This is a genomic window from Streptomyces sp. NPDC037126, assembly GCF_055605965.1.
Genome location: NZ_JBVJTD010000005.1, coordinates 325,263 through 347,812, shown reverse-complemented (window position 1 = coordinate 347,812; position 22,550 = coordinate 325,263). Strand labels below are relative to the sequence as shown.

At 70.2% G+C, this 22,550-nt stretch carries 22 protein-coding genes and 2 pseudogenes; 15 read left to right on the top strand and 9 right to left on the bottom strand.

Annotated features, from left to right (window positions below):
- The first annotated feature begins 28 nt into the window (after window positions 1-28).
- From ACZ7FF_RS15685 to ACZ7FF_RS15670, 4 genes are read left to right on the top strand one after another with little or no spacing between them, the layout of a single operon-like run.
- The gene (locus ACZ7FF_RS15685; RefSeq protein WP_470812722.1) at window positions 29-670 is read left to right on the top strand and encodes a hypothetical protein; all 642 of its coding nucleotides are present in this window, start codon (window positions 29-31) and stop codon (window positions 668-670) included.
- Window positions 670-5,322 (top strand): putative T7SS-secreted protein, encoded by a 4,653-nt coding sequence (locus ACZ7FF_RS15680; protein ID WP_470812721.1) that lies wholly within the window; start codon window positions 670-672, stop codon window positions 5,320-5,322. The genes ACZ7FF_RS15685 and ACZ7FF_RS15680 overlap by 1 nt, the downstream gene beginning before the upstream one ends.
- On the top strand, window positions 5,291-5,797 hold the full coding sequence (locus tag ACZ7FF_RS15675) for a hypothetical protein (protein WP_470812720.1): 507 nt from the start codon (window positions 5,291-5,293) through the stop codon (window positions 5,795-5,797). The genes ACZ7FF_RS15680 and ACZ7FF_RS15675 overlap by 32 nt, the downstream gene beginning before the upstream one ends.
- Window positions 5,798-5,802: 5 nt before the next feature.
- The gene (locus ACZ7FF_RS15670; RefSeq protein WP_470812719.1) at window positions 5,803-6,087 is read left to right on the top strand and encodes a hypothetical protein; all 285 of its coding nucleotides are present in this window, start codon (window positions 5,803-5,805) and stop codon (window positions 6,085-6,087) included.
- Between the two features lie 91 nt (window positions 6,088-6,178).
- Here the strand turns inward: ACZ7FF_RS15670 and ACZ7FF_RS15665 are convergent.
- Window positions 6,179-6,700: pseudogene (locus ACZ7FF_RS15665) on the bottom strand (hypothetical protein); the annotation flags it as partial.
- Between ACZ7FF_RS15665 and ACZ7FF_RS15660 the strand changes: the two are divergent.
- From ACZ7FF_RS15660 to ACZ7FF_RS15645, 4 genes and pseudogenes are all read left to right on the top strand, one after another.
- Window positions 6,681-6,794, top strand: a pseudogene (locus ACZ7FF_RS15660) (transcriptional regulator); the annotation flags it as partial. The pseudogenes ACZ7FF_RS15665 and ACZ7FF_RS15660 overlap by 20 nt on opposite strands.
- Before the next feature lie 7 nt (window positions 6,795-6,801).
- Window positions 6,802-6,990, top strand: a complete 189-nt coding sequence (locus ACZ7FF_RS15655) for a DUF397 domain-containing protein (RefSeq protein WP_470812718.1) — start codon at window positions 6,802-6,804, stop codon at window positions 6,988-6,990.
- Window positions 6,991-7,044: 54 nt separating this feature from the next.
- Complete coding sequence (locus ACZ7FF_RS15650) at window positions 7,045-7,248, top strand: DUF397 domain-containing protein (RefSeq protein WP_470812717.1); 204 nt, start codon at window positions 7,045-7,047, stop codon at window positions 7,246-7,248.
- 40 nt (window positions 7,249-7,288) lie between these two features.
- Complete coding sequence (locus tag ACZ7FF_RS15645) at window positions 7,289-7,945, top strand: hypothetical protein (RefSeq protein ID WP_470812716.1); 657 nt, start codon at window positions 7,289-7,291, stop codon at window positions 7,943-7,945.
- Between the two features lie 46 nt (window positions 7,946-7,991).
- On the opposite strand, the gene ACZ7FF_RS15640 is transcribed toward ACZ7FF_RS15645, so the two are convergent.
- From ACZ7FF_RS15640 to ACZ7FF_RS15625, 4 genes are all read right to left on the bottom strand, one after another.
- Window positions 7,992-8,522 (bottom strand): hypothetical protein, encoded by a 531-nt coding sequence (locus ACZ7FF_RS15640; protein ID WP_470812715.1) that lies wholly within the window; start codon window positions 8,520-8,522, stop codon window positions 7,992-7,994.
- 88 nt (window positions 8,523-8,610) lie between these two features.
- A complete protein-coding gene (locus ACZ7FF_RS15635; protein WP_470812714.1) occupies window positions 8,611-9,021 on the bottom strand; it encodes a RidA family protein in 411 nt (136 codons plus the stop codon).
- On the bottom strand, window positions 9,018-9,779 hold the full coding sequence (locus ACZ7FF_RS15630; RefSeq protein ID WP_470812713.1) for an IclR family transcriptional regulator: 762 nt from the start codon (window positions 9,777-9,779) through the stop codon (window positions 9,018-9,020). The genes ACZ7FF_RS15635 and ACZ7FF_RS15630 overlap by 4 nt, the downstream gene beginning before the upstream one ends.
- A complete protein-coding gene (locus ACZ7FF_RS15625) occupies window positions 9,776-10,969 on the bottom strand; it encodes a sugar kinase (RefSeq protein ID WP_470812771.1) in 1,194 nt (397 codons plus the stop codon). Before ACZ7FF_RS15625 ends, ACZ7FF_RS15630 begins: the two co-directional genes overlap by 4 nt.
- 219 nt (window positions 10,970-11,188) lie before the next feature.
- Between ACZ7FF_RS15625 and ACZ7FF_RS15620 the strand changes: the two genes are divergently transcribed.
- Complete coding sequence (locus ACZ7FF_RS15620) at window positions 11,189-12,466, top strand: alanine racemase (protein WP_470812712.1); 1,278 nt, start codon at window positions 11,189-11,191, stop codon at window positions 12,464-12,466.
- A gap of 9 nt (window positions 12,467-12,475) precedes the next feature.
- On the top strand, window positions 12,476-14,116 hold the full coding sequence (locus ACZ7FF_RS15615; protein WP_470812711.1) for an N-acyl-D-amino-acid deacylase family protein: 1,641 nt from the start codon (window positions 12,476-12,478) through the stop codon (window positions 14,114-14,116).
- On the opposite strand, the gene ACZ7FF_RS15610 is transcribed toward ACZ7FF_RS15615, so the two are convergent.
- Together ACZ7FF_RS15610 and ACZ7FF_RS15605 are read right to left on the bottom strand one after the other, a co-directional pair.
- Complete coding sequence (locus tag ACZ7FF_RS15610) at window positions 14,082-14,927, bottom strand: trypsin-like serine peptidase (protein ID WP_470812710.1); 846 nt, start codon at window positions 14,925-14,927, stop codon at window positions 14,082-14,084. The two genes, ACZ7FF_RS15615 and ACZ7FF_RS15610, sit on opposite strands and share 35 nt — an antisense overlap.
- A 496-nt stretch (window positions 14,928-15,423) precedes the next feature.
- A complete protein-coding gene (locus ACZ7FF_RS15605) occupies window positions 15,424-16,164 on the bottom strand; it encodes a hypothetical protein (RefSeq protein WP_470812709.1) in 741 nt (246 codons plus the stop codon).
- Between the two features lie 125 nt (window positions 16,165-16,289).
- On the opposite strand from ACZ7FF_RS15605, the gene ACZ7FF_RS15600 reads away from it, so the two are divergent.
- Window positions 16,290-17,501, top strand: a complete 1,212-nt coding sequence (locus tag ACZ7FF_RS15600; RefSeq protein WP_470812708.1) for a pyridoxal phosphate-dependent aminotransferase — start codon at window positions 16,290-16,292, stop codon at window positions 17,499-17,501.
- Between the two features lie 138 nt (window positions 17,502-17,639).
- Entirely contained in the window at window positions 17,640-18,059 is a 420-nt protein-coding gene (locus ACZ7FF_RS15595) for an SCO4983 family protein (RefSeq protein WP_470812707.1), read from the top strand.
- 106 nt (window positions 18,060-18,165) lie between these two features.
- Here ACZ7FF_RS15595 and ACZ7FF_RS15590 read toward each other — a convergent pair whose 3' ends face one another.
- The gene (locus ACZ7FF_RS15590; RefSeq protein WP_470812706.1) at window positions 18,166-18,339 is read right to left on the bottom strand and encodes a hypothetical protein; all 174 of its coding nucleotides are present in this window, start codon (window positions 18,337-18,339) and stop codon (window positions 18,166-18,168) included.
- Window positions 18,340-18,810: 471 nt separating this feature from the next.
- Between ACZ7FF_RS15590 and ACZ7FF_RS15585 the strand changes: the two genes are divergently transcribed.
- Window positions 18,811-19,275, top strand: coding sequence for a tetratricopeptide repeat protein (locus tag ACZ7FF_RS15585; RefSeq protein WP_470812705.1), 465 nt, complete (start codon window positions 18,811-18,813; stop codon window positions 19,273-19,275).
- Window positions 19,272-20,546, top strand: coding sequence for a glycosyltransferase (locus ACZ7FF_RS15580; protein ID WP_470812704.1), 1,275 nt, complete (start codon window positions 19,272-19,274; stop codon window positions 20,544-20,546). Before ACZ7FF_RS15585 ends, ACZ7FF_RS15580 begins: the two co-directional genes overlap by 4 nt.
- 90 nt (window positions 20,547-20,636) lie before the next feature.
- On the opposite strand, the gene ACZ7FF_RS15575 is transcribed toward ACZ7FF_RS15580, so the two are convergent.
- Window positions 20,637-21,755, bottom strand: coding sequence for a glycosyltransferase (locus tag ACZ7FF_RS15575; RefSeq protein ID WP_470812703.1), 1,119 nt, complete (start codon window positions 21,753-21,755; stop codon window positions 20,637-20,639).
- A 340-nt stretch (window positions 21,756-22,095) separates the two neighbouring features.
- On the opposite strand from ACZ7FF_RS15575, the gene ACZ7FF_RS15570 reads away from it, so the two are divergent.
- A complete protein-coding gene (locus tag ACZ7FF_RS15570; protein ID WP_470812702.1) occupies window positions 22,096-22,545 on the top strand; it encodes a tetratricopeptide repeat protein in 450 nt (149 codons plus the stop codon).
- Window positions 22,546-22,550: the final 5 nt, after the last annotated feature.

Genomic DNA, 22,550 nt, shown 5'->3' with positions numbered 1-22,550 from the left:
GTCGAGGAGACGAACGGGAGTTGCCGCGATGAGCGGGACCGAGGGCAAGGACATCAAGACCACCGGGCTGGACCTGATCGCGCAGGGCATCACGGGGACGCTGGACGAGCTGAAGGAACTCGGCATCGACAGCCTGGCCGGTGCGGGCCGGGGCTTTTCTGACATGAAGCTGTCCGGGATGGAGCTGGGCCACGAGGACCTGACGTCCAAGTTCAAGTCGTTCTGCGACCGCTGGGAGTGGGGGGTACGCGCCCTGGTGGCCGAGGGGAACGCCTTCGCGCAGGGCGTCGGCCTGTCCGCGGGGACATTCTACGAGACGGACCAGTACGTCAGCGGCGCACTGAAGGTCGGCGCGAACTCACTGATCGGCAACCCCTACGCCTCCGAGGACGACGTGGAGAAGATGGGCTGGGGCGACATCGGCAGGTCCGGCGTCCTCGGCGGGAACGTCGACTACAGCAAGAAGTCCTTCGACCAGGCGTGGGCCAACAGCAAGCAGGGCTGGATGAACGCCGACCGGGACTTCATGACGTCGCAGGCCGCGGGCAATCTGGGCCTGCGGCCCAGTGGCATGTCGGACGCGGAGTACAACCGGTTCCTGGACGAGACGTTCGGCCCCTCCCCCGAGGCCCGCGCGGAGTCCACCGAGGGCCACGGCGGTGAAGGCTGATGGGCCTGGGAGACGTGACCAACTCGCTCCTGGGCGCGGGCGAGGATCTGTACGACTCCGGCAAGAAGATCGTCGGTGAGGGGGTCGACAAGGTCGCGGACGTCGCAGGCGACGCCCTGGACTACGTCGGAGCCCACAAGTACGCCGACATCGTCAGGACCGTGGGCGACTACACCGCCTCCGAGCTGGGCGCGACCCCGGGCGAGAAGCAGCTCGGCGAGACCGGGCTGGCCTCCGAGCTGATCCACGGCTCCCCGAGCGCCATCCGGGCCTCCGCGAGCCACCTGAAGGACTTCCACACCGCCTTCGACGAAGTCGGCCAGGGCATGCGCAAGCTGGACTCCTCGTCCTGGCAGGGCGAGGCGGCCGAGGCCTTCCGCAAGAAGTTCGCCATGCACCCGGCGAAGTGGCTGCACGCGGCGGACGCCTGCCGCGCCGCCACCACCCTCGACGCCTACGCCGAGACCGTCACCTGGGCACAGAAGCAGGCCCAGCACGCACTGGAGCTGTACAAGACGGGCACGCAGGCCTCCAGGAAGGCGGCGGACGCCTACAACACGAAGGTCGACACCTACAACGCGGCCCTGAAGTCGGGCGGCGACCCCGGCCCCCGCCCGGCCGCGTTCCACGACCCCGGGCTTGCGGACATCCAACGCGCCCGGGAAGTCCTCCACGAGGCCCGCACCCAGCGCAACACGGCCGCCGAAGGAGCCGCCAAGGCCGTGGACAAGGCCCTGGCCCACGCCCCCGCCGAGCCGCCGCCACTCGCCCGGCTGAAGGCGGACGCCGAGGACGGCTCCGACGCCCTCCACACCGAAGTCCTCCACTTCGACGGCGGTGTCGTCAAAGGCGCCGCAGGCCTGATCACCTTCGTCCGCGGACTGGACCCCGTCGACCCCTACAACGTCACCCATCCCGCCGCGTACCTGCAGAACGTCAGCATGACGCTCTCCGGCCTGGTCTCCACGGGCTCGCACCCCGACCGCGCCCTGAAGGACATGTGGACCCAGTTCCGCAAGGACCCCTCCGAGTTCGGCGGACGCATGCTCCCCCAGCTGCTCCTCGGCGACGGCGCCGGCATGGAGGCCGGCCTGGCACGGGACGCGGCCGAAGCGGGCATGGTGCGCTCGGCAGCCGAAGGGGCGGCGGAACGAGAGGGCGCGGCCGCGAACTCCGCCCGCGGAAGGGTGAGCGAGGACCCGCAGCAGCCCTCCCGCACGGATGACTCGGTGTGCAGCGGCGGCACCGACCCCATCGACCTCGCCACCGGCAGGATGTACCTGCCGCAGACGGACGTCACCCTCCCCGGCGTCCTGCCCCTGCTGCTGACCCGGCGCGTGGAATCGGGCTACCGCCTCGGCCGCTGGTTCGGCCCCTCCTGGTCCTCCACCCTGGACCAGCGCCTGGAGATCGACACGGAGGGAGTCGTCTTCGTCACGGAGGACGGCCTGCTCCTGTCCTACCCCCACCCGGCACCGGGCGTGCCGACCCTGCCGAGCCACGGCCCCCGCCGCCCCCTGGACCGCGTGGACGGCGGCTACACCGTCACGGACCCGCAGTCGCGCCGGACCTGGCACTTCGCCGACCGGGGGTCCGAACGGGCGGTCCTGGAACAGATCGACGACCGCAACGGCAACTGGATCACCTTCGAGTACGACGCCGACGGCACGCCGCTGTCCGTCCGCACCAGTGCGGGCCAGGGCGTCCGCGTCACCACGGACGCGGGCCGCGTCACGGCGTACCACCTGGACGCGACCGGCGAGGAGCTGAAGCGCTTCGGCTACACGGACGGCAACCTCACGGAGGTCGTCAACTCCTCGGGCCTGCCCCTCCGCTTCACCTACGACGAGCGCGGCCGGGTCACCTCCTGGACGGACACCAACACCCGCGGCTACACGTACGAGTACGACGACCGGGACCGCTGCGTCGCCGAGGGCGGCTCGGCCGGCCACATGGCCCTGCGTCTGGCGTACGGGGAACCCGACCCGGCGACGGGCCTGCGCACCACGACGGCGACGACCGGCGAGGGCCACACCCGCGGCTATCTGGTCAACGACGCCTGGCAGGTGGTGGCGGAGACGAACGCCCTGGGAGCGACCACGCGCCACGTCCGGGACCGCTACAACCGTCTGCTCTCCACGACGGACCCCCTGGGCCACACGACGACGTTCGAGTACGACGAGGCCGGCGACCTCACACGAGTCGTCCGCCCGGACGGCCGGGAGTCGAAGGCGGAGTACGACCACCTCGGCCTGCCGGTGAAGGTGACGAACCCGGACGGCACCGTCGTCCGGCAGTCCTTCGACGACCGGGGCAACCGCACGTCGGTGACGGACCCGCTGGGCCGGACGACCCGGTTCACGTACAACGAGGCCGGCCACCTGACGTCGGTGGCGGACCCGCTGGGCAACACGACGACGGTCGTCTGCGACCGGGCCGGCCTCCCGGTGGAGGTGACGCACTCGCTCGGGGCCGTGACCCGCTACGGACGGGACGCCCTCGGCCGCCCCACCACCGTCACGGACCCGACCGGCGGGACGACCCTGCTGGAATGGTCGACCGAGGGCCACCTGACCCGACGTACGGCCCCCGACGGCACGACGGAGACGTGGACGTACGACGGCGAGGGCAACTGCACCAGTCACACGGACGCCCTCGGCGGAGTCTCGCACTTCGAGTACACCCACTTCGACCTGCTGACGGCCCGCACCGGTCCGGACGGCGTCCGCTACGAATTCGCCCACGACGCCGAACTGCGCCTGACGAAGGTCACCGACCCGCAGGGCCTGACGTGGACGTACGCGTTCGACCCGGCGGGCCGCCTGGTCGCGGAGACGGACTTCGACGAGCGCACCCTGACGTACGCGTACGACGGCGCCGGCCGCCTCGTCTCACGCCGCGATGCGCTGGGCGAGGAGATCTCCTTCGAGCGCAACGAACTCGGCCAGGTGCTCCGCAAGGAAGCAGCAGGCCAGGTCACCACCTATGCGTACGACCTGACCGACCAGCTGGCCCGGGCGACCGGCCCGGACGGCACGACCCTCACGCTCCTGCGGGACCGCTACGGCCGGCTGCGCTCGGAAACGGTGGACGGCCGCACGGTGGCGTACACGTACGACGCCTTGGGCCGCCGCACGGGCCGCAGGACTCCAACGGGGGCGGAGACGACGTGGTCGTACGACGCGGCGGGCCGCCGCACGGGCATGGTCGCGTCGGGCCGGGAGATCGACTTCACGTATGACGAGGCGGGTCGCGAACTGACCCGCCACATCGGCGAGACGGTCACGCTGGAGCACACCTTCGACGCGATGGGCCGCCTGAGCACGCAGTCCGTGGTGGGAGCCGCGGGCCACAGGGTCCAGCACCGGGCGTATGCCTACCGGGCCGACGGCAACGTCATCGGCATCGACGACCAGTTGTCCGGCACCCGCCGCTTCGACCTGGACGCGACGGGCCGCGTGACGGCGGTCCACGCGGCGAACTGGACGGAGCGGTACGCGTACGACGAGGCCGGCAACCAGACGCAGGCGTCCTGGCCGGCGGACCATCCGGGCGGCGAGGCGACGGGCCCGCGCACCTACACCGGTACGCGCATCACCCGGGCCGGCAACGTCCGCTACGAGCACGACGCCCTCGGCCGCATCATCCTGCGCCGGAAAACCCGGCTGTCGAGGAAGCCGGACACCTGGCGCTACGAGTGGGACGCCGAGGACCGGCTGACATCGGTGGTGACCCCGGACGGCACGCGCTGGCGCTACACCTACGATCCCCTGGGCCGCCGCACGGCAAAGCTCCGCATTGCTGAGGACGGCGAATCGGTGCTGGAGCGGGTGGACTTCACCTGGGACGGCACGACGCTCTGCGAGCAGACCACCACCTCCGCCGCCCTGCCCAACCCGGTGACCCTCACCTGGGACCACCAGGGCCTGCGCCCGCTGTCCCAGACGGAACGCATCACCGCACCCGACGCGCCCCAGGAAGAGATCGACTCCCGCTTCTTCGCCATCGTCACGGACCTGGTCGGCACCCCCAGCGAACTCGTCGACGAACAGGGCGACATCGCCTGGCGAACCCGAAGCACCCTCTGGGGCACAACGGCATGGTCAGCGAACAGCACGGCCTACACCCCCCTACGCTTCCCGGGCCAGTACTACGACCCGGAAACGGGCCTGCATTACAACTACTTCCGCCACTACGACCCGGAAACGGCGCGATACCTCACGCCTGATCCACTCGGCCTCACCCCTGCACCAAACCCGGCCACATACGTTCACAATCCACATGGCTGGGCCGACCCGCTCGGATTGGCTCCTTGCGAGAAGAGGGAAATCCTTCCCGAAGGCTACACGCCGTCTCCGGCTCTGGAGCATGATCCCTATCATCCGGATATGGTCACCCAGCGGCGCGCCAGGGATCAGGAACTCTACGCAGCAACCACGGCAGACAGAGCTGCCGGGCTCGGATACACTAGAAAAATTTCACCGCAAAGAGCACCGTTCCACTCTCACGGGCAAGACGTGTTCTTCAACGGCAAGGACTACATCACCCCAGACGTTGACGGACACAACGTCTCCGACGGTTGGAAGATGTTCAACAAGAGGGGACAGAGGATTGGTACATATGACGCAGACCTCAACTACATCAAGAAGTAACGCCTTCTCCATCCAGGTGACGTCCGCACCCACAGATTCCGCAGCCACGAAGTGCGAGAGCGCCACTGGGCGCATCACGGTAGGTGGTTTCGAAGAGAGCTTCCCGATGGATCTGACCTATTGGGGGGTGAAGCAGTACCAGGCCAGCTGGAACAGATCTCTGAAGATTCTCGAGGATGATCTGGATGCCACATCGTGCCTGATTTCATCCATCACGGATCCAAAGAGCAGCAATTTCATCTCCTGCTGGCCCCTCTATAGGTCGTCCGAGATCGTCTACGTACAGAACTCGATCATCTTCCTTGATGACCTTTTGGAAGACTTCAGTCCCGATGAACCTTGGCGATCCGTTTCACCTAGGAATACAGTAGACGAGGATGGCCGCACCGTCTCGGAATGGAAGACCACCATCGAAGACGTAAGGCAGTTCCTTCGTGAACCGCACGGGACTGATCTAAATCATCGCCGACCATAACATCGATGATGAGTGACGAAATCATACCCCGTCTCCGACTGTCCGGCCTTGAGATAGCGGGAGAGTTCCCAGAACCGGAACCGAGTGCAACGAGTGGTTCGTTTCTGGTGCTGGGCGGCTTGGAGTACGGGTGGGTCCACGAGCGACTGGCAGAGAGCACTGACATTTTCGCCCCGCATGACCCGAGCGGCGAACTGCTCTTCATTGCCCGCTCCCTCAAGGGCGACCGCGTCTGCGCCGTCGACAGGGAGGGAAGTGAGTACTGGATCACCAAGGAACAGCCTTCCTGAGATCCAGGCGGGACAAGAGAAGGGGGCGCCTTGATCGCCTCGCGGCAGCGCAACGCCGGCCCGAGCACCGGCGCCCCCAACAGTTACGCGCTCACTCCTCGGTGAACAGCTGCGCCGCGTCCGTGGCGTGTACGGCTCGCTGGGCCCAGAGTTCCAGGCGGTCCAGGTCCGTGCAGCTCTCCACGCGCTCACGGACGGAGTCGGACACCGCAATACTGCGCCACTGCAGGATGCGGAGGGTCATTTCCTGCCGATCCTGAATTCGCCCTTCCTCGCGTACCTGTTCGGCGAGTGGGTGGCGCCAGAAGTACTGGATCGCGGTCATCAGGTCCCTCCACATGTGCTTGGCCTGCGGGTCGGTCAGGCATGAGTCGACGAACTGCACGAAGACCGCGGCGGTGTCCGGGTCGATGGTCCGCAGGGCGGACGCCAGGGATTCCAGTATGGCCGCAGCCCCGGGCCCGCGCCCGTGTGTCATGGCCGAGAGCACCGCGAGGGGTACGTCCCGTTCGGCCTGCCGCTCGTCCGCGATCACCGGCACGTTGTCCGGACCCAGCACGAGCGGGCGTACCGTCAGTGAGTGCCAGTCCCGCAACTCCGAGGCCCAACTGGCCGCCTCTCGAACGCTCTTCCATAAAGTGGAGGCCGTGTCACTCGACCCCGAGCGCTCGTGCGACTTCATTCACAGGCTGACGAAGGAGCTGTGAGGCCCCCATGAACGCGCCTGACAACTGGCGGAAGTCTTCCTACTCCGGCCCCGGCGACGGAGACTCCTGCGTGGAGATCACAGACACGCCCACCCATATATCCATCCGCGACTCCAAGGACCCGACCGCCGGCACGCTCACCGTTCCCGCCAGATCCTTCGCCCATTTCATCACTGCCCTGAAAGAGACAGCCTGACCAACCCGAACGGCCGCGCGACTTCATCCACAGGTTGACGAAGGAGCTGTGAGCATGCTGGTCCCTGGCACCTGGCAGAAGTCGTCCTATTCCGGCGGAGGAGAGGGCAACGACTGTGTCGAAGTCGCGCACCTCGACACCCACATAGCCGTCCGCGACTCGAAAGCCCCGGCCCGCGCCAACCTCGCCTTCCCCGCGGACGCGTTCGCGGGGTTCGTCGACGCGGTCAAGGACGCCCCCGGCTTCGTCGGGCTGTGAACGCGGGATGCCTGCTCGCCTGAGGGAGACGCTGGACGCCATGCGAGCCCACCGGGGCCCGAGCTCGTTCGACGGGTTTCTCGATGCGCTGGGTGGGTCGCTCGCCGAGCTTCCGCCGCTGTTGCGCTCCGCGGAGGACGAGTTGGACGTGTCGGAACTCGGCGCAGACGAGATCGGCGATGCGATGCGGAGCAGGATCGCGGACGGCGGGCAGGACGTGTGGGTCGCGTGGCCGACCGATCGTACGGCGGCCAGGGCCGGCTACCGGGCCGTGCTCGAACGGCTCGACGATCTCTGGTACCCGGGCGTGGACGACCTGGTGATCATCGACGGCAACGAACGAGTCGTCGTCCTGGGGCACGAGGAGCGGCTCTTCTTCGCCCGCCTCAGAGGCAGGCTGCAGATTCATTCCGTGGAGGAGCGGGACGCGGCGTCCGCCGTCTGCCTGGTCCGGTGCGTGGGCGGTGTCGTACGCCTGGGGCAGCTGTTCGGCGTCGGAGCGGCCGCGGCGGGGGACGCGTCGGTGGTGGCCCTCACGGAGATGCGGTGGTACGAGCGGACGGTGAGCGTTCTCGATCCGCCGCACACGGCCAAGGTCCGGTTGACCGGCGGCGGTGCGGCCCGGCTGGAGAAGGGGGACGTGATCGTTTCCGGGGCGGGCCGGCGGCGCTCCGGGCAGATGCGTCCACCCGCCTGACGAGCCGTCGGGCGGGCGGACGCGCTTGGCCGAAGAGGGCCGCGTCCTACTTCGTTTCCTCGAAGTACGCGTCCAGTACCGCGTCCAGTTCGGTCTCCCACTCCGCGAAGCGGGACCTCGAAGTCGCCTCGATCTCGATGGGGTACCAGCGGCGTTCGGGGGTGTGGACGGTGATCGTGAAACGCTTGCCGAAGCGGGCGGACTCCGTCTCGACGGCCGCGATCTCGTCCCAGCCGAACTCGCACGACTCCTCGTCGAGGCGCAGGCGGACGCCCTTGCGGTCGGCCACTATCCGGGCGCGGCGGTCGGAGGCCTCGAAGACGGGACCGCCCTCGGCGGCCTCGTCCTCGGCGGCCTCGTCCTCGGCCTCCGCCGGCGCCGCGTCCCGCGGCTCGGCCGCCGGGGCCTCAGGAGCCTCCTGGGCCACAACCCCCGGCTCCGCGTCCTCCGGTTCCGTCGCCACCGGCGTCGTGATGCCCGGGATGAAGGCCGGGTCGAAACCGGCGCCGGTCACGGGCTCGGCCTTCAACGGCTCGCCCTTGGACGGCTTGCTGCTCGATCCTATGCGCTGCTCCACGGCGGCAGTATGGACGACTTTCCTGTGCCGGAACCAGTCAGCCCGCTCATCTCAGCCGTCACGCACGTCACGTTCACACGAACACGCGTCAGCCGAGTACGGCGAGCGCGTCGATCTCGATGAGGAGGCCGACCGGCAGGCCGACGTACACCGTGGTCCGGGCGGCGGGCGGCTGGGTGAGGCCCTGCTCCTCGAAGTAGGCGTTGTAGATCTCGTTCATCTCGGCGAAGTGGTCCACGTCGGTGAGGTAGACGCGGATCATCATCACGTCGTCCCAGGTGGCACCGCCCTCTTCGAGGATCGACCGCACGTTGGCGAGGGTCTGGAGGGTCTGCTCGCGCAGGGTCGGGCCGGCCGGGGTCGGGGGCTTGCCCTCCTCCGCGGGCAGGAAGCCGACCTGCCCGGCGACCTGGAGGATGTTGCCCTTCCGCACGCCGTGCGAGAACTTCGCGGGCGGCGTGGTGTGGGTCTTCGGGGTGAGCGCGATCTTGTCCGTCATGCGGGGTCCTTTACTGGTGTTCTGCCGGAGTACTCGCCGCTGATCGCGTCCGCGGTACGGCGGACGAGCGGGAGCAGGCCGAGGAGTTCCTCGGCGGTGACGACCACGTTCGGCGCGGACACCGACATCGCGGCGACCACGCGGCCGTCGGCGCCGCGGACGGGAGCGGCGACGCAGTTGATGGACTCCTCGTGGCCGCCGAGATCGGTGGCCCAGCCCTGTTCGCGCACCTGCGTCAACTCCCGCAGGAAGGCCCCGGCGTCGGGGGTGGAACGGGGCGTGTACGAGGGATAGTCGAGCCGTTCCGCGAGGGCGCGGCGCTCGGGTTCGGGCAGGTCCGCCAGGAGGAGCTTGGCCACGGCGGCCACGGTGACGGCCACGGGCTTGCCGATCCGCGAGTACATGCGGACCGGGTAGCGGCTCTCCACCTTGTCGATGTAGAGGACCTCGTTCTCCTCGTACACGGCGAGGTGGACGGTGTGGCCGCAGCTCTCGTTCAGCCGTACGAGGTGGGGGTGGGCGATCTCGCGGATGTCGAGGTTCTCCATCGCCTCCTGGGCGAGGGCGAAGAGACGGGCGCCCAGGCGGTAGCGCTGGTCGGGCTGCCGGTAGACCAGTCCGTGCTCGTGCAGGGTGCGCAGCAACCGCAGCGCGGTGGACTTGTGCACGCCGAGGCGGTCGGCGACCCGCCCGAGGTCGGCGGGGCCCTCGGCGAGCAGCGGCAGGATGCTCAGGGCTCGGTCGACGGTCTGACTCATGGGGTGGTCGCCTCCTTCTCGGCGCCGGCCTGTGTCCAGCCGGGGCCGAGTCGAAGTCTCCCCCATGCGTCGTCGTCCAGGGCGGCGAGACGGTCGGCGTGGTCGCGGGTGGGCGGCGGGGCGAGGTCGGCGGGGCTGGTGAGGGCGGCGGCGGCCATGAGGTGCCCGTACCGGACGCGGTCCCGCAGGGGCAGCTGGCGGAGGGTGCCGGAGAGGAACCCGGCGGCGAAGGCGTCCCCCGCACCGACGGTGGCCACGACGTCCACGGCGAGCGCCGGTTCGAAGACACCGGTCGCCGGGACCGACCGGGCGTCGGCGAGCGCCGGCTCGAAGACGCCGGGCGCAGGCTCGAAGACACCGGTCGCCGGTTCGAAGACGCCGGGCGCAGGCTCGAAGACACCGGTCGCCGGTTCGAAGACTCCGGACGCCGGTTCGAAGACGCCGGGCGCCGGGACCCGCCGACGGCCCGGCACCGGGACGGGCCCGGAGACGGCGGAGCACCCCCGTTCCGGGGAGGCGAACGCCGTCGCGCCGCGCGCCCCCTGCTTCACCACCAGCACCCGCGGCTCCGGCAGCAGCCGCCGGACGGCGGCCGGTCCGCCCGTGACGCCCCACACCTGCTCCGCCTCGTCCTCCCCCACGAACACGAGGTCGGCGCGCCGGGCCAGTTCCCGCAGTACCGCGCCCCCGTCGGTGTTCCGCCACAGTCCCGGGCGGTGGTTGACGTCGAAGGACACGAGGGGCCTGCCGGGGCCGGGTGCCGTCAGCTCGCGCAGCAGGTCCCGGCACTCGCCGGACAGCGCGGCCGTGATGCCCGACAGGTGCAGCACCCGCCCCGCCCGCAGAGCCGCCAGGTCCACGTTCGCCGTGCTCATCGCCGAAGCCGCCGAGCCCGCCCGGTAGTACGCCACCTCGTGCGCGCCGGTGGCCCGGTCCGCGGCGGTGCGGAAGTAGACGCCCGTGGGCCGGGCGGGGTCCCGGTGGACGCGGGAGACGTCGACGCCGTGTCCGGCGATCCGCTCCAGCACGTGGTCGCCGAAGGCGTCCGCCCCCAGCCGGCTCACCCACCGCGCCGAGTGCCCGAAGGCGGCCAGCGTGCAGGCCACGTTGGACTCGGCGCCGCCGATCGCGCGGTCGAAGGAGGGGACGTCCGCGAGGCGCCCGGGCCGGCCGGGCAGGAAGGCCACCATGGACTCGCCGAGCGCGACGAGGTCCACGGCGCGTACGGCGCCCGCGGCTGCCCCGGCATCGGCCGCAACCGCCGGAGTGTAAGCAGCGTCGTCGATGATGGCTCCTGTCGGTACCCGGGCGGCGGCTCCGTTGACCGGGGGTCGGCGAGATGCTAGACACCAGTAAGCACTGCATGCAACGGCCGTTGCACAGCTTGCAACGGCGAGGAGAGGGGCTCCATGGGGACCGAAGCGCTCGCCCGCCTGGCGGAGGAACGTGTCGACCACCGCTTCAAGGGCCTCCCCCCGGATGCCGAGGGCCTCACCGTCGGCGAGCTGGCCGCCCAGGGCCGCAACCTCTTCGAGGGCGGCGGGGGCGACGGCTTCACCACCCCCGTCCTCGTGCTCTCCGCCGAGCGGCTCGCGCACAACCTGGCGCTCATGGAGACGTACACCGCCCGCCACGGTCTCGCGTTCGCCCCGCACGGCAAGACGTCCATGGCGCCGCAGCTCTTCCACCGGCAGATCGAGCACGGCGCGTGGGGCATCACCCTGGCGGTGCCCCACCAGGTGCGGATCGCCCGGGCGTTCGGCGTCCAGCGGGTGTTCCTCGCCAACGAGGTGCTGGACGCCCCGGCCCTGCGCTGGATCGCCGGGGAGCTCGCCGCCGACCCGGACTTCCGTTTCGTCTGCTACGTCGACTCCGTGCGCGGGGTGGAGCTGATGGACGCCGCCCTGCGCGGCGCCACCCGCCCGCTGGACGTCGTCGTAGAGCTGGGCGCGGGCGAGGGAGCCCGTACCGGCGTGCGCACCGACGCGCAGGCCCGTGCGGTGGCCGAAGCGGTGGCCCGGACCCGGACGCTGCGGCTGGTGGGCGTGGCCGGGTACGAGGCGCAGGTGCCGGGTGCCTCGCCGGAACTGGTGCGGGAGTGGCTGACCCGGCTGGTCGCGCTCGCCGTGGAGTTCGACGGGGCCGGTCTGTTCGCCGGCGCCGGGGAGATCGTCGTGAGCGCAGGCGGCAGCGAGTGGTTCGACGCGGTCGCCGACGTCTTCGCCCGGATCCCCGCTCTCTCGTTGCCCGTACTGAAGCTGCTGCGCTCGGGCGCGTACGTGTCGCACGACGACGTGCACTACCGCAGGCTGACGCCGTTCAACCGGGTACCCGGGGAGGGCGCCCTGGAGCCCGCGTTCCGGCTGTGGGCCCAGGTGGTGTCGCGGCCCTCGGCGACGGAGGCGTTCGTCAACGCGGGCAAGCGGGACGCCGCCTACGACCTCGACGTTCCGGTGGCGCTCGTGGTACGCCGGAACGGCGCCGAGCACCCGGCGACCGGAATCGAGGTGACCGCCCTGTCCGACCAGCACCTGTGGCTGCGCACCGGCCCGGACGCGGACGTGGAGGCCGGTGACCTGATCGCCTTCGGCCTGTCCCACCCGTGCACGTCGTTCGACAAGTGGCAGCTGATCCCGGTGGCCGAGGCCGACGGGACGGTCGTCGACTACATCCGGACGTTCTTCTAGGAGGCCGCCGTGGAGGACCTGGTCATCCGGGACGCCGACGTCGTCGACGGCAGCGGCGGCGACTCCTACCGCGCCGACGTCGTCGTCGACGGCGGCCGGATCGTCTCGATCGTCAAGGAGGCCGCGGCGGCCGGCTGCCAACGGCCGCGCGCGATGCGCGAGCTGGACGCCGAGGGCCTGGTCCTCTCCCCCGGCTTCATCGACATGCACGCCCACTCCGACCTCGCCCTGCTGCGCGACCCCGACCACAGCGCGAAGGCGGCGCAGGGGGTCACCCTGGAGGTCGTCGGGCAGGACGGGCTGTCGTACGCGCCGGTGGACGAGCGCACCCTGGAAGAGGTGCGCCGCGCGATCACCGGCTGGAACGGGTACGGCGACGACGTCGACTTCGGCTGGCGGACGGTCGGCGAGTACCTGGACCGGCTCGACCGCGGGATCGCGGTGAACGCCGCGTACCTCGTCCCCCAGGGCACGGTCCGCGCGCTCGTCGTCGGCTGGGAGGACCGCGAGGCGACGCCCGCGGAACTGGACCGGATGCGGAAGCTGGTGGCGGAGGGCCTGGAACAGGGCGCCGTCGGCCTGTCCTCCGGGCTCACCTACACGCCCGGCATGTACGCCGGGGACTCCGAACTGACCGAGCTGTGCCGGGTGGTGGCGGCCTACGGCGGCTACTACTGCCCGCACCACCGCTCCTACGGCGCCGGCGCCCTCGATGCCTACGCCGAGATGGTCGGCCTGGCCCGGGAGGCCGGCTGCCCGCTGCACCTGGCGCACGCGACGATGAACTTCGGCGTGAACCGGGGCCGGGCACCCGAGCTGCTGGCCCTGCTGGACAAGGCCCTGGACGCGGGCGCGGACATCACCCTCGACACCTATCCCTACACCCCCGGCTGCACCACGCTGGCCGCGCTGCTGCCGAGCTGGGCGAGCGAGGGCGGCCCCGAGGAGACCCTGGCCCGGCTCGCCGACCCGGCGACGGCCGAGCGGGTGCGGCACGATCTGGAGGTGACCGGCTCGGACGGCTGCCACGGCGTGCCCGTGGAGTGGGAGACGATCGAGGTCTCCGGGGTGGGCGACCCGGCGCTCGGCGACTTCGTGGGCCGCACGGTGCGGGAGTCGGCGCAGCTGCGCGGTGAGACCCCCTGGACGGTCGCCCGCGGGCTGCTGGTCGGTGACCGGCTCGGCACGACGGTCCTCCAGCACGTCGGCCACGAGGAGAACGTGCGCACGATCATGCGGCACCGCGCCCACACCGGCGGCTCCGACGGCATCCTCCAGGGCGCCCGGCCGCATCCGCGGGCGTACGGCACCTTCCCGCGCTATCTCGGCCACTACGTGCGGGAGTTGGGGGTGCTCTCGCTGGAGGAGTGCGTCGCCCACCTCACCTCGCGCCCCGCGGCCCGGCTGCGGCTGCCGGACCGCGGCCTGGTGCGCGAGGGGTACCGGGCCGACCTGGTCCTCTTCGACCCGCAGACGGTCGCGCCCGGGGCGGGCTTCGCCACACCCCGGGCGCTCCCGACGGGGATCCCGTACGTCCTCGTCGACGGCCGGTTCGTCATCGAGGACGGGCGGCGGACGGACGTCCTCGCGGGGCGCGCCGTCCGCCGTACGGGGGTTACGGCTTCGGCAGGACGCAGCCGGACGCGCTGAGGTTCAGCTTGTTGCCCGTGGTGAAGCAGGCGGGGATCTGGTAGGTCTCCTCCGCGTAGTTGATGCCCTGGTGGATGGTGACGTCGCCGTTCTCGTCGACCTCGCACGGGTTGTCCACCGTGCACCGCTCGCCGTCCTCGTTGCCGGTGTTGTTGACGGCGACGACCTTGCCGGTGGTGGTGTCGATGACCGGGGAGCCGGAGGTGCCGCCGATGGTGTTGCAGGCGGAGGTGTAGCGGACGGAGTCCTTCCAGGTCCAGTCGCCCTCCTTCAGCCGGTACACGAACCCGTCGATGTTGCAGCTGTAGGTCCGCTTCCAGTAGCCGGAGACGACCTTGACGGCGGTGCCGGCGGTCGGGTGGGTGTCGTTCACGGTGAGGGCGCTGATCCCGTACGAGCTCTTGATCTGCGCGTAGGTGGTGGTCAGCCGGTAGATCGTGACGTCCGTGTCCGTCATCGTCGAGTAGACGACCTGGTTGGCGCGGAGGGTGGCGACCTTGCTGCCGGAGGCGTTGAGGAGGCCGAAGGTACGGCTGGAGGACTGGCCGGTGATGACCTGGCCGGGGTCCGGGAAGCCGGTCTCCAGGCAGTGGCCGTTGGTCATGACGAGCGCCGGGTCCGTGTCCGCGGAGGCGGGGAAGCGGATGACGGAGCCGGAGCAGTTGCTGAGCGAGACGGTGCCGGCGAAGTTGACGGTCACCGCGGCGGGCTTCGGGGCGGGCTTCGCGGTGTGCGGGGCCGCGACCGCGGGGGCCGCGCCCATCCCGGCTATCGCCAGGGAGGAGAGCGCGGCGAGGAGAGGCTTGTTCATGTGGGGGTCCCCTCTGACGACTTGGGCGACCGGAGGCTTTCCGGCCACCCGTTCATTTGTCATGCGCATTCTCAGCGCACGGAGGGACCGGAACAAGAACCCGGTTCAGGTCATAGGGGTTTCCCTCTGCGTCACGACTCCGCCAACTCGCGCTTCCGCAGGGGGTGTTGATCACTCGCGGCACGGCGAAGCCGCCGTCGGCACCGGAGCGCCGGTACGGCCGTGAATGACGTCAAGGGGGGCGGCGAGCCCAAGAGCCGCGATCAGCGAGAGTGCCTGCCGTGGCACCGGCAAGGAACGGTCCAGGACGGGAGGCACCCGCCCGCGCCGGAGCGCAACCCCAAAACGGCCGCGACGCTGGGCGGCAACGGCACCGAGCGGCCAAAGGCGCGACGGGGGCGGCCCGCCGGGGGGCGCTGAAGCCGCCGCGGCGATGACGGCTGTCCGGGCGCCAGCGGCCGGCCCCTCTGGCGTGGGAGCGGGCCGCGGCGCGGAGTCAGTCGTGGGGGTGTCTGTGGTGGTGGTGCCAGCCGGGGGTGGTCCAGGCCGGGGTGGCGGTCGTCGGTGCCGGTGGCGGGGCGCTGGTGGTGGCCGGGGGCGCGGAGGTGGTGGTGGCCGCGGTGCTCGGCGCGGAGGTGGCCCGCGGGGCGTCGGCCGAGGAGGGCGCGGCCGGAAGCGACGTCGAGGCCGCGGCCGATCCGGCGGCCTCGAGCGGACTCGCCGTGGCCGGGCCGGTCGTCGCCGGGGCGGTGGTGGCCGACGGCGCGGCGTCGGTGCGGGCGCTGCCGGTGGCGTCGGCGCGGCCGTCCTGCGGGGGGTGGGAGCCCGCCGGGGCGCCCGATCCCGACATGCCGGCGATCAGCGCGACGGTGCCGGCCACGCCCAGCGCGCCGGCGACGGCCGCGAACCGCCGCCGGCCGCCCTTGCGCCGCTGCTCGCGCCGCCGTCGTTCGGCCCGGCCCTCACCGGAGTCGGCCGACCGGGGCAGCCCGGGGCCCTCACCGGAGTCGGCCGCCTGGGGCAGCCCGGGGCCCTCGCCGGGGTCGGTCAGCCGGGGCAGCTCGCGGGTCTCGTCGTAGGCGTTCTGCCAGCCGTGCGCGGCGGCGGGGTCGGTGTACTCCTCGTACGCCGGGGCCGGGGCCGTCTGCGGGTGGTAGACGACCGGCCCGGCACCGGGCTCCCCGCCCGCCACATGGGTGCCGTTCGCCCTCGCCTCGTACTCGCGTTCGCTGGACATGACAGCGGATTCTATGGACGCAAGTGACCGCTGAGACAGCTGTCGGCGATATCCGGGCAAACCTCGTGTCTCACGTGTCGGAAAACACGACCCAGGAGGCGTTACCGCACCGTAAGCTCACGCACATGCAGGTGATCCAGTCGACCAAGCTCGCCAACGTCTGTTACGAGATCCGGGGCCCGGTTCTCGAGGAGGCCATGCGGCTCGAGGCGGCGGGTCACCGCATCCTCAAGCTCAACACCGGCAACCCCGCCGCCTTCGGCTTCGAGTGCCCCCCGGAGATCCTGGAGGACATCCTCCGCAACGTCTCCACGGCGCACGGCTACGGCGACGCCAAGGGCCTGCTGGCCGCCCGCCGCGCGGTCGTCATGCACAACCAGACCATCGGCATCGAGACGGACGTCGAGCACGTCTTCATCGGCAACGGTGTCTCCGAGCTGATCGTGATGGCGATGCAGGGCCTCCTCGACGACGGGGACGAGGTCCTCGTACCGGCCCCCGACTACCCGCTGTGGACGGCGGCCGTCTCCCTCTCCGGCGGCACCGCGGTGCACTACCGCTGCGACGAGCAGTCCGACTGGATGCCCGACCTCGCGGACATCGAGCGCAAGGTCACCGACCGCACCAAGGCCATCGTCATCATCAACCCGAACAACCCCACGGGCGCGGTGTACGACGAGGCGATGCTGAAGGGCCTGACCGACATCGCCCGCCGGCACAACCTGCTGGTCTGCTCCGACGAGATCTACGACAAGATCCTCTACGACGGCGCCACGCACACGCCGACCGCGAAGATCGCCCCCGACCTGCTCACCCTCACCTTCAACGGCATGTCGAAGGCGTACCGGGTGGCGGGCTACCGGGTGGGGTGGATGTCGATCTCCGGCCCGCGCGCCCACGCCGACTCCTACATCGAGGGCCTGACGATCCTGGCGAACATGCGCCTGTGCGCGAACATGCCGGGCCAGCACGGCGTGGTCGCCGCGCTCAGCGGACGCCAGACGATCAACGAACTGGTGCTGCCTGGCGGCCGGCTGAAGGAGCAGATGGACACGGCCTACGAGCTGCTGACGCAGATCCCGGGCGTGAGCTGCGTACGACCCAAGGGCGCGCTCTACCTCTTCCCGCGCCTCGACCCCCAGGTCTTCAAGATCAGGGACGACCGGCAGATGGTCCTGGACCTGCTGCGCGAGGAAAAGATCATGGTGGTGCAGGGCACGGGCTTCAACTGGCCCGAGCCCGACCACTTCCGCGTCGTCACCCTGCCGAACGCCGGGGACCTCAGGGACGCGGTGACCAGGATCGGGAACTTCCTGGACGGCTACGGCCAGCCGTAGCCGAGCCGGCCGGGGGCGAACCGGGCGCGGCAGGTTCGAGCCGACCGTAGTCGACGGACTTCGGTCCGTGACACGACTCAACTTTAGACGAAATCCAAGCTAGGATGGTTTCCTGTCAGAGCACAGGAGGCCGTCCCCATGTACGAACCGATCCGCACCAAGTCGGTCCACAGCACGATGGCCGGCACCGCCTCGGACTTCCCCCACCGGTCGCGCGAGGAGGAGCTGGACATCCAGCTCGCCGGGCACCTCGCCGCGCTGCTCGCGGTCACCGACGAACTGCGCGCCCAGTCCCCGTCCACCGACCTGGACACGGCCGCCGAGCGCCTGGCCGCGCAGGTGGCCCGGTTGCGGGGCGGCCGTACGCCGGTGCGCGCGGTAGCGGCCGCGGGCGCCGATCCACGGCCCCTGCACGAGCGGGCCCACGCCCTCGCCGGGCGCGCCCTCGTCGTCGCCGCCTCCCGCGCCGACACCGCCGCCGCGATCCTCTCCGCCGAGCGCATGGACGCGCACGCGGCCGCCCTGGCCGACCCGAAGGAACTCAGCGCGGCCCACTGACCCCCGGGGTCCCCACGAGCGGCCCCGGTCCGCGTGCACCCGCAGCGACGCGCGGACCGGGCGCCACACACCTTCCACACCGCCGTAACCCGCCGGTCGACCCGCGTCAGCCGAAGATGACCGTGAGCACCACGAAGACCGCCAGCACCGCCGGCACCACGACCCAGATCGGCATGGAGCCACGACGATGCGGTTCCTCGGGGCCACCACCCCGGGGCCGGCCCTCCTCCAGCTTGGGATTCTCCGGACGGTCGTGCGTGGATAAATCTCCACCCGCCATGGGCTCATCCCTCCTTCCACCTGACAGAAACAGGGTTACCCGCGCATATCCGGCCGACCCACCGGGCGGCGAGGGCGCGGACGCCCGGAATTCCAGCGCATTGCGACGGCCCGGTCAGCGAATGCGCACGAGCGGCGACGTGCGGACGAGCCCTTTCCCCATTTCCGTGTGAACGCGACGCGTACATTCGGGTGGACTGCGCACCCCGTTCGCCCGCCAAACGGCCACGGCATCACGAATTCCTCGTAACGTCGGCGCAAATGACGGTGGTTAGGCCTCCGACCCGCCACCGCCCCTCACCATCCCACGAGATGTGACAACGTGAAACACAGGCGATTGCTGGCAGGGTTCTTCGGTGTGGCTGCAGTTGCCACCGGAGTGACGGTGTGGGCCCTCGAGTCCCACCCAGCAGGGTCCTCGGAATCCAAGGCCCCCGCATCGGTGCACCAGAATGCCAATACGCTTTTGCAGATGGGCATTCTGCAGGAGAAGTACCACGATCCCAAAGCGGCAGCCCAGACTTATGCGCGCGTGCTGGAACTGGAACCGGAGAACAAGTTCGCCTGGTACGACCTGGGAGTCCTCGCGCAGGACGTCGGGCACACCGCCGACGCGCGCGCGGCCTACGACAGGGCCCTGAGGACGGATCCGGCGTTCCCGCCGGCCCTCTTCAACGAGGCGCTCCTGCTGGAGTCGAGCGAACCGGACCGGTCCGTCGCGCTGCTGCAACGGGCCATCGCCGTCAATCCACAGGCGGCGACGGCACATCTGCACCTCGGAAGAATCTGGGCACGGCGCCACCTCGACCACAAGGCCGCGGACGAGTTCCGTCGTGCGATCGCGGCCGACCCCTCACTGCGGTCCAACGTTCCGGAGAAGTTCAGGGACTCCGCAGACCCCTCATCCACTCCGAGCGAAGCAGGGAGCGACAGTTGACGTCGACCGCAACACCGAGGTTCTCCGTCTTCACCCCCAGCCACCAGCCTCGTTTCCTCGACGAGTGCCTGCGCACCCTGCAGGCGCAGACCTGTTCCGACTGGGAGTGGATCGTCCTGCTCAACAGCGGCGCCCGGTGGCGGCCCGAGCGGCCCGACGACCGGGTCCGGGTGGAGATCGCGGACGAGATCAAGGGAGTCGGGGCGGCCAAGCGCCGCGCCTGTGAACTGGCCCGTGGCGAGATCCTCGTGGAACTGGACCATGACGACCTGCTGGCGAAGGCGTGCCTGGCCCAGCTCGGCAAGGCGTTCGACGCGCACCCCGAGGCCGTCTTCGTCTACAGCAACACCGCGCAGATCACCGAGGACGGCAAGCGGGACGACTCCCGCTTCGACGAGACGTTCGGCTGGCAGTACGAGGAGGTCAGGGTCGACGGCCGCAAGCTGCTGCAGGTCGTCTCCCTGGAGCCGACGCCGCACAACGTCGCCTACATCTGGTACGCGCCCAACCACGTACGGGCCTTCCGCAGGGAGAGCTACGAGAAGGTCGGCGGGTACGACGCGGCGCGCACGGTGCTGGACGACCAGGACCTGATGTGCCGGCTCTTCCATCTCGGCGACTTCCACCACATCAACCGCTGTCTGTACCTGCAGCGGCTGCACCCGTCCAACACCCAGCGCGACCCGGAGATCAACGCCCACATCCAGCAGGAGACGGTCGCCCTGTACGACAAGTACGTCGAGGCCAACGCCCTCGCCTGGACGCACCGGCGCGGACTGGTGGCGCTGGACCTCGGGGCGGCGCACCGCAAGCCCCCGGGCTACCTCGGCGTGGACCAGCGGCCCGGAAAGGGCGTCGACATCGTGGCGACCCTGCCCGGGAAGCTGGACCTGCCCGACGGCTCCGTCGGCCTGATGCGGGCGGTGGACTTCCTCGAGTACGTGCCCGGGAAGGTGCCGCTGATCAACGAGCTGTACCGGCTGCTGGCGCCCGGCGGGATGCTCCTCACCATGACGCCCAGCTCGGACGGCCGTGGCGCGTACCAGGACCCGACGCACGTCGCCTACTACAACGAGAACTCGTTCTGGTACTACACGGACAACCAGTACCGCGCCTTCGTGCCCGACCTCGACGCCCGGTTCCAGTCCTCGCGGCTGGTCACCTACTTCCCGAGCGAGTGGCACTCCCGGAACAACATCTCCTACGTGGTCGCCAACCTCATCGCGATGAAGGACGGCGCCGCGCGGTGCGGGGGCAAGCTGCTCGTGTAGCCCCGCCGCCCGAGACGGCCGGCGCCCGGCGGAGCATCGAGCTTCCGCCGGGCGCCTTCGCCTTCCGCGGGCAGGGCCGCCCGCGCCGTCTCAGGCCAGTGCGAAGTCCTTGGCGCGCACGTGGCGCCGCGCGAACTCGAGGTTCTCGAGGACGCGGTCGCGGTGCTCGTCGGGCAGCTTGCCGCCGGCCAGCAGGCGTTCACAGCAGTCCAGCGACTCCTCGTACTCGCCCACCCAGTAGGCGGACACCGCGAGTTCGTCGAGTGCGCGCCAGTCGTACCAGTCCGACGGGACGAACAGCTGGTCGTCACTCGGATACGGGATGGCCGCCGCCCGTCGCGCGAACATGTGGGCGAGCGGCCAGCGCTGCCCGTTGAGGCGGCACCAGCGCGCGAGCCCGCCGAGCGCCTCGGCCCGGGTGGGGCGGCTCTCGTGCGCGGCGAGGTAGCGGTTCATCACCTCGGCGGGCGGCCGCTTCAGCTCTTCGGCGAACCGCGCGGCGTACAGCCGGGAGCAGAAGACCTCCTCCTCCCAGCCGCCCATCTCCGCCCGCCGGTCGTAGGCCTCGATCGCCTTCTCGTGCTCACCGGCGTCGCCCCAGCTCTGGGCCAGGTAGAACACGTAGCGCGCGTTGTCCGGTTCCGCTGCCAGGCCCTGCTGGAGGATCTCGGCGTCCGCCAGGTACTTCTCCCGTGCGCTCTTGCCCTTGCTGCGTCCCCCGCCGCCCATGACGACGATGGTGGCGCCTTCCAGCGCCCCCAGGCTGTACTCGGTCCCGCAGTCGATGAACTCGTGCAGGACGCCGACGTAGCGCCAGGGCAGCCGGGTCGAGACCAGGGCGCGGCGCGTGTACCTGGACGTCGCGTTCCTGACGTTGAGCTGGTAGCAGTCGCGGCCCAGCTCGGGCATCCGGGCGCCTGGCCCCACCTCCAGCATGTCGTCGGCGTCCATGAAGAACAGGTAGTCGGCGGCGCCGCGGGCGAGTTCGATCGCCTCGGTGCGGCTGCCGTCGAACCCCTTCCAGGGCCGCTCGTACAGTTCGCCGGGGAGATCCGCGTACACCTCGCGGATGACGTCCTGCGTGCCGTCGGTGGAGCCGGTGTCCACGATGACCCATGTGTCGATCAGGGGCCGTACGGATTCGAGGCAGCGCCGGATCACATGGGCCTCGTTCTTGACGATCATGTTCAGACAGACCGTTGACTTCACGGCCCTCATCAAATCGATCCGTTACACCTCAGGCAAAGAGGCTGGGCCGGAACCGTTCGTACGGCTCGTGCATTCGAGTGGTCTGAACCGGCCCGGCGCCCGCCGAAAGGCTGCACCGTCATTGCGGACTCGTAACGTCGACGGCAACCATCCAAAACAGTCCAACTCTCCCTGTTCGTCATCTTCCACGAAGAGTGCCAAAGTGAAACGTTCGACATTGTGGGCAGGAATCGCCTCCGCGGTGGCGGTCGCCACCGGAGTGACCGTCTGGGCGGTTCATTCCCCCTCGCCCGGGAGCGCGGAATCGAAATCCGCCTCGGTCACCCGGAACGTCAATTCGGTGAACCCGCTTCTGCAGTCGGCCCTTCGGCTCCAGATGCGCCAGGATTTCCCCGGCGCGGCCGAGGTCTACCGGCGCGTTCTGGAAGTGGACCCCGGGAACAAACAGGCCTGGTACGGCATCGGGCTCATCGACCAGGGGTACGGCAGAACGGCGGATGCCAGGGCGGACTATGACAAGGCCCTCGAAACCGATCCGCACTTCATGTCCGCCCTCTACAGCGAGTCGTACATGCTGCGGTCCAGTGACCCCGACCGGGCCATCGAACTCCTCAAGCGTGCCGCCGCAGTCAACCCGAAGGCCGCCACCGTCCAACTGCAGCTGGCCCAGTTGCTGGCCGGGCAGGACCGCGAAGGCGAGGCCAGGGAGGCGTACCGTCGTGCGGTGCTGGCCGACCACAGCGTCCTCTCCCAGGTCCCGGAGAACTTCCGGGACGCGGTGAGCCGCTGACCACC

Bases quoted from the DNA above. Each gene is read 5' to 3' on its own strand.
- ACZ7FF_RS15685 (WP_470812722.1), top strand. From the start codon at position 29: ATGAGCGGGACCGAGGGCAAGGACATCAAGACCACCGGGCTGGACCTG.
- ACZ7FF_RS15680 (WP_470812721.1), top strand. From the start codon at position 670: ATGGGCCTGGGAGACGTGACCAACTCGCTCCTGGGCGCGGGCGAGGAT.
- ACZ7FF_RS15675 (WP_470812720.1), top strand. From the start codon at position 5,291: ATGACGCAGACCTCAACTACATCAAGAAGTAACGCCTTCTCCATCCAG.
- ACZ7FF_RS15670 (WP_470812719.1), top strand. From the start codon at position 5,803: ATGATGAGTGACGAAATCATACCCCGTCTCCGACTGTCCGGCCTTGAG.
- ACZ7FF_RS15655 (WP_470812718.1), top strand. From the start codon at position 6,802: ATGAACGCGCCTGACAACTGGCGGAAGTCTTCCTACTCCGGCCCCGGC.
- ACZ7FF_RS15650 (WP_470812717.1), top strand. From the start codon at position 7,045: ATGCTGGTCCCTGGCACCTGGCAGAAGTCGTCCTATTCCGGCGGAGGA.
- ACZ7FF_RS15645 (WP_470812716.1), top strand. From the start codon at position 7,289: ATGCGAGCCCACCGGGGCCCGAGCTCGTTCGACGGGTTTCTCGATGCG.
- ACZ7FF_RS15635 (WP_470812714.1), bottom strand. From the start codon at position 9,021: ATGACGGACAAGATCGCGCTCACCCCGAAGACCCACACCACGCCGCCC.
- ACZ7FF_RS15630 (WP_470812713.1), bottom strand. From the start codon at position 9,779: ATGAGTCAGACCGTCGACCGAGCCCTGAGCATCCTGCCGCTGCTCGCC.
- ACZ7FF_RS15625 (WP_470812771.1), bottom strand. From the start codon at position 10,969: ATGGTGGCCTTCCTGCCCGGCCGGCCCGGGCGCCTCGCGGACGTCCCC.
- ACZ7FF_RS15620 (WP_470812712.1), top strand. From the start codon at position 11,189: ATGGGGACCGAAGCGCTCGCCCGCCTGGCGGAGGAACGTGTCGACCAC.
- ACZ7FF_RS15610 (WP_470812710.1), bottom strand. From the start codon at position 14,927: ATGAACAAGCCTCTCCTCGCCGCGCTCTCCTCCCTGGCGATAGCCGGG.
- ACZ7FF_RS15605 (WP_470812709.1), bottom strand. From the start codon at position 16,164: ATGTCCAGCGAACGCGAGTACGAGGCGAGGGCGAACGGCACCCATGTG.
- ACZ7FF_RS15600 (WP_470812708.1), top strand. From the start codon at position 16,290: ATGCAGGTGATCCAGTCGACCAAGCTCGCCAACGTCTGTTACGAGATC.
- ACZ7FF_RS15595 (WP_470812707.1), top strand. From the start codon at position 17,640: ATGTACGAACCGATCCGCACCAAGTCGGTCCACAGCACGATGGCCGGC.
- ACZ7FF_RS15590 (WP_470812706.1), bottom strand. From the start codon at position 18,339: ATGGCGGGTGGAGATTTATCCACGCACGACCGTCCGGAGAATCCCAAG.
- ACZ7FF_RS15585 (WP_470812705.1), top strand. From the start codon at position 18,811: ATGGGCATTCTGCAGGAGAAGTACCACGATCCCAAAGCGGCAGCCCAG.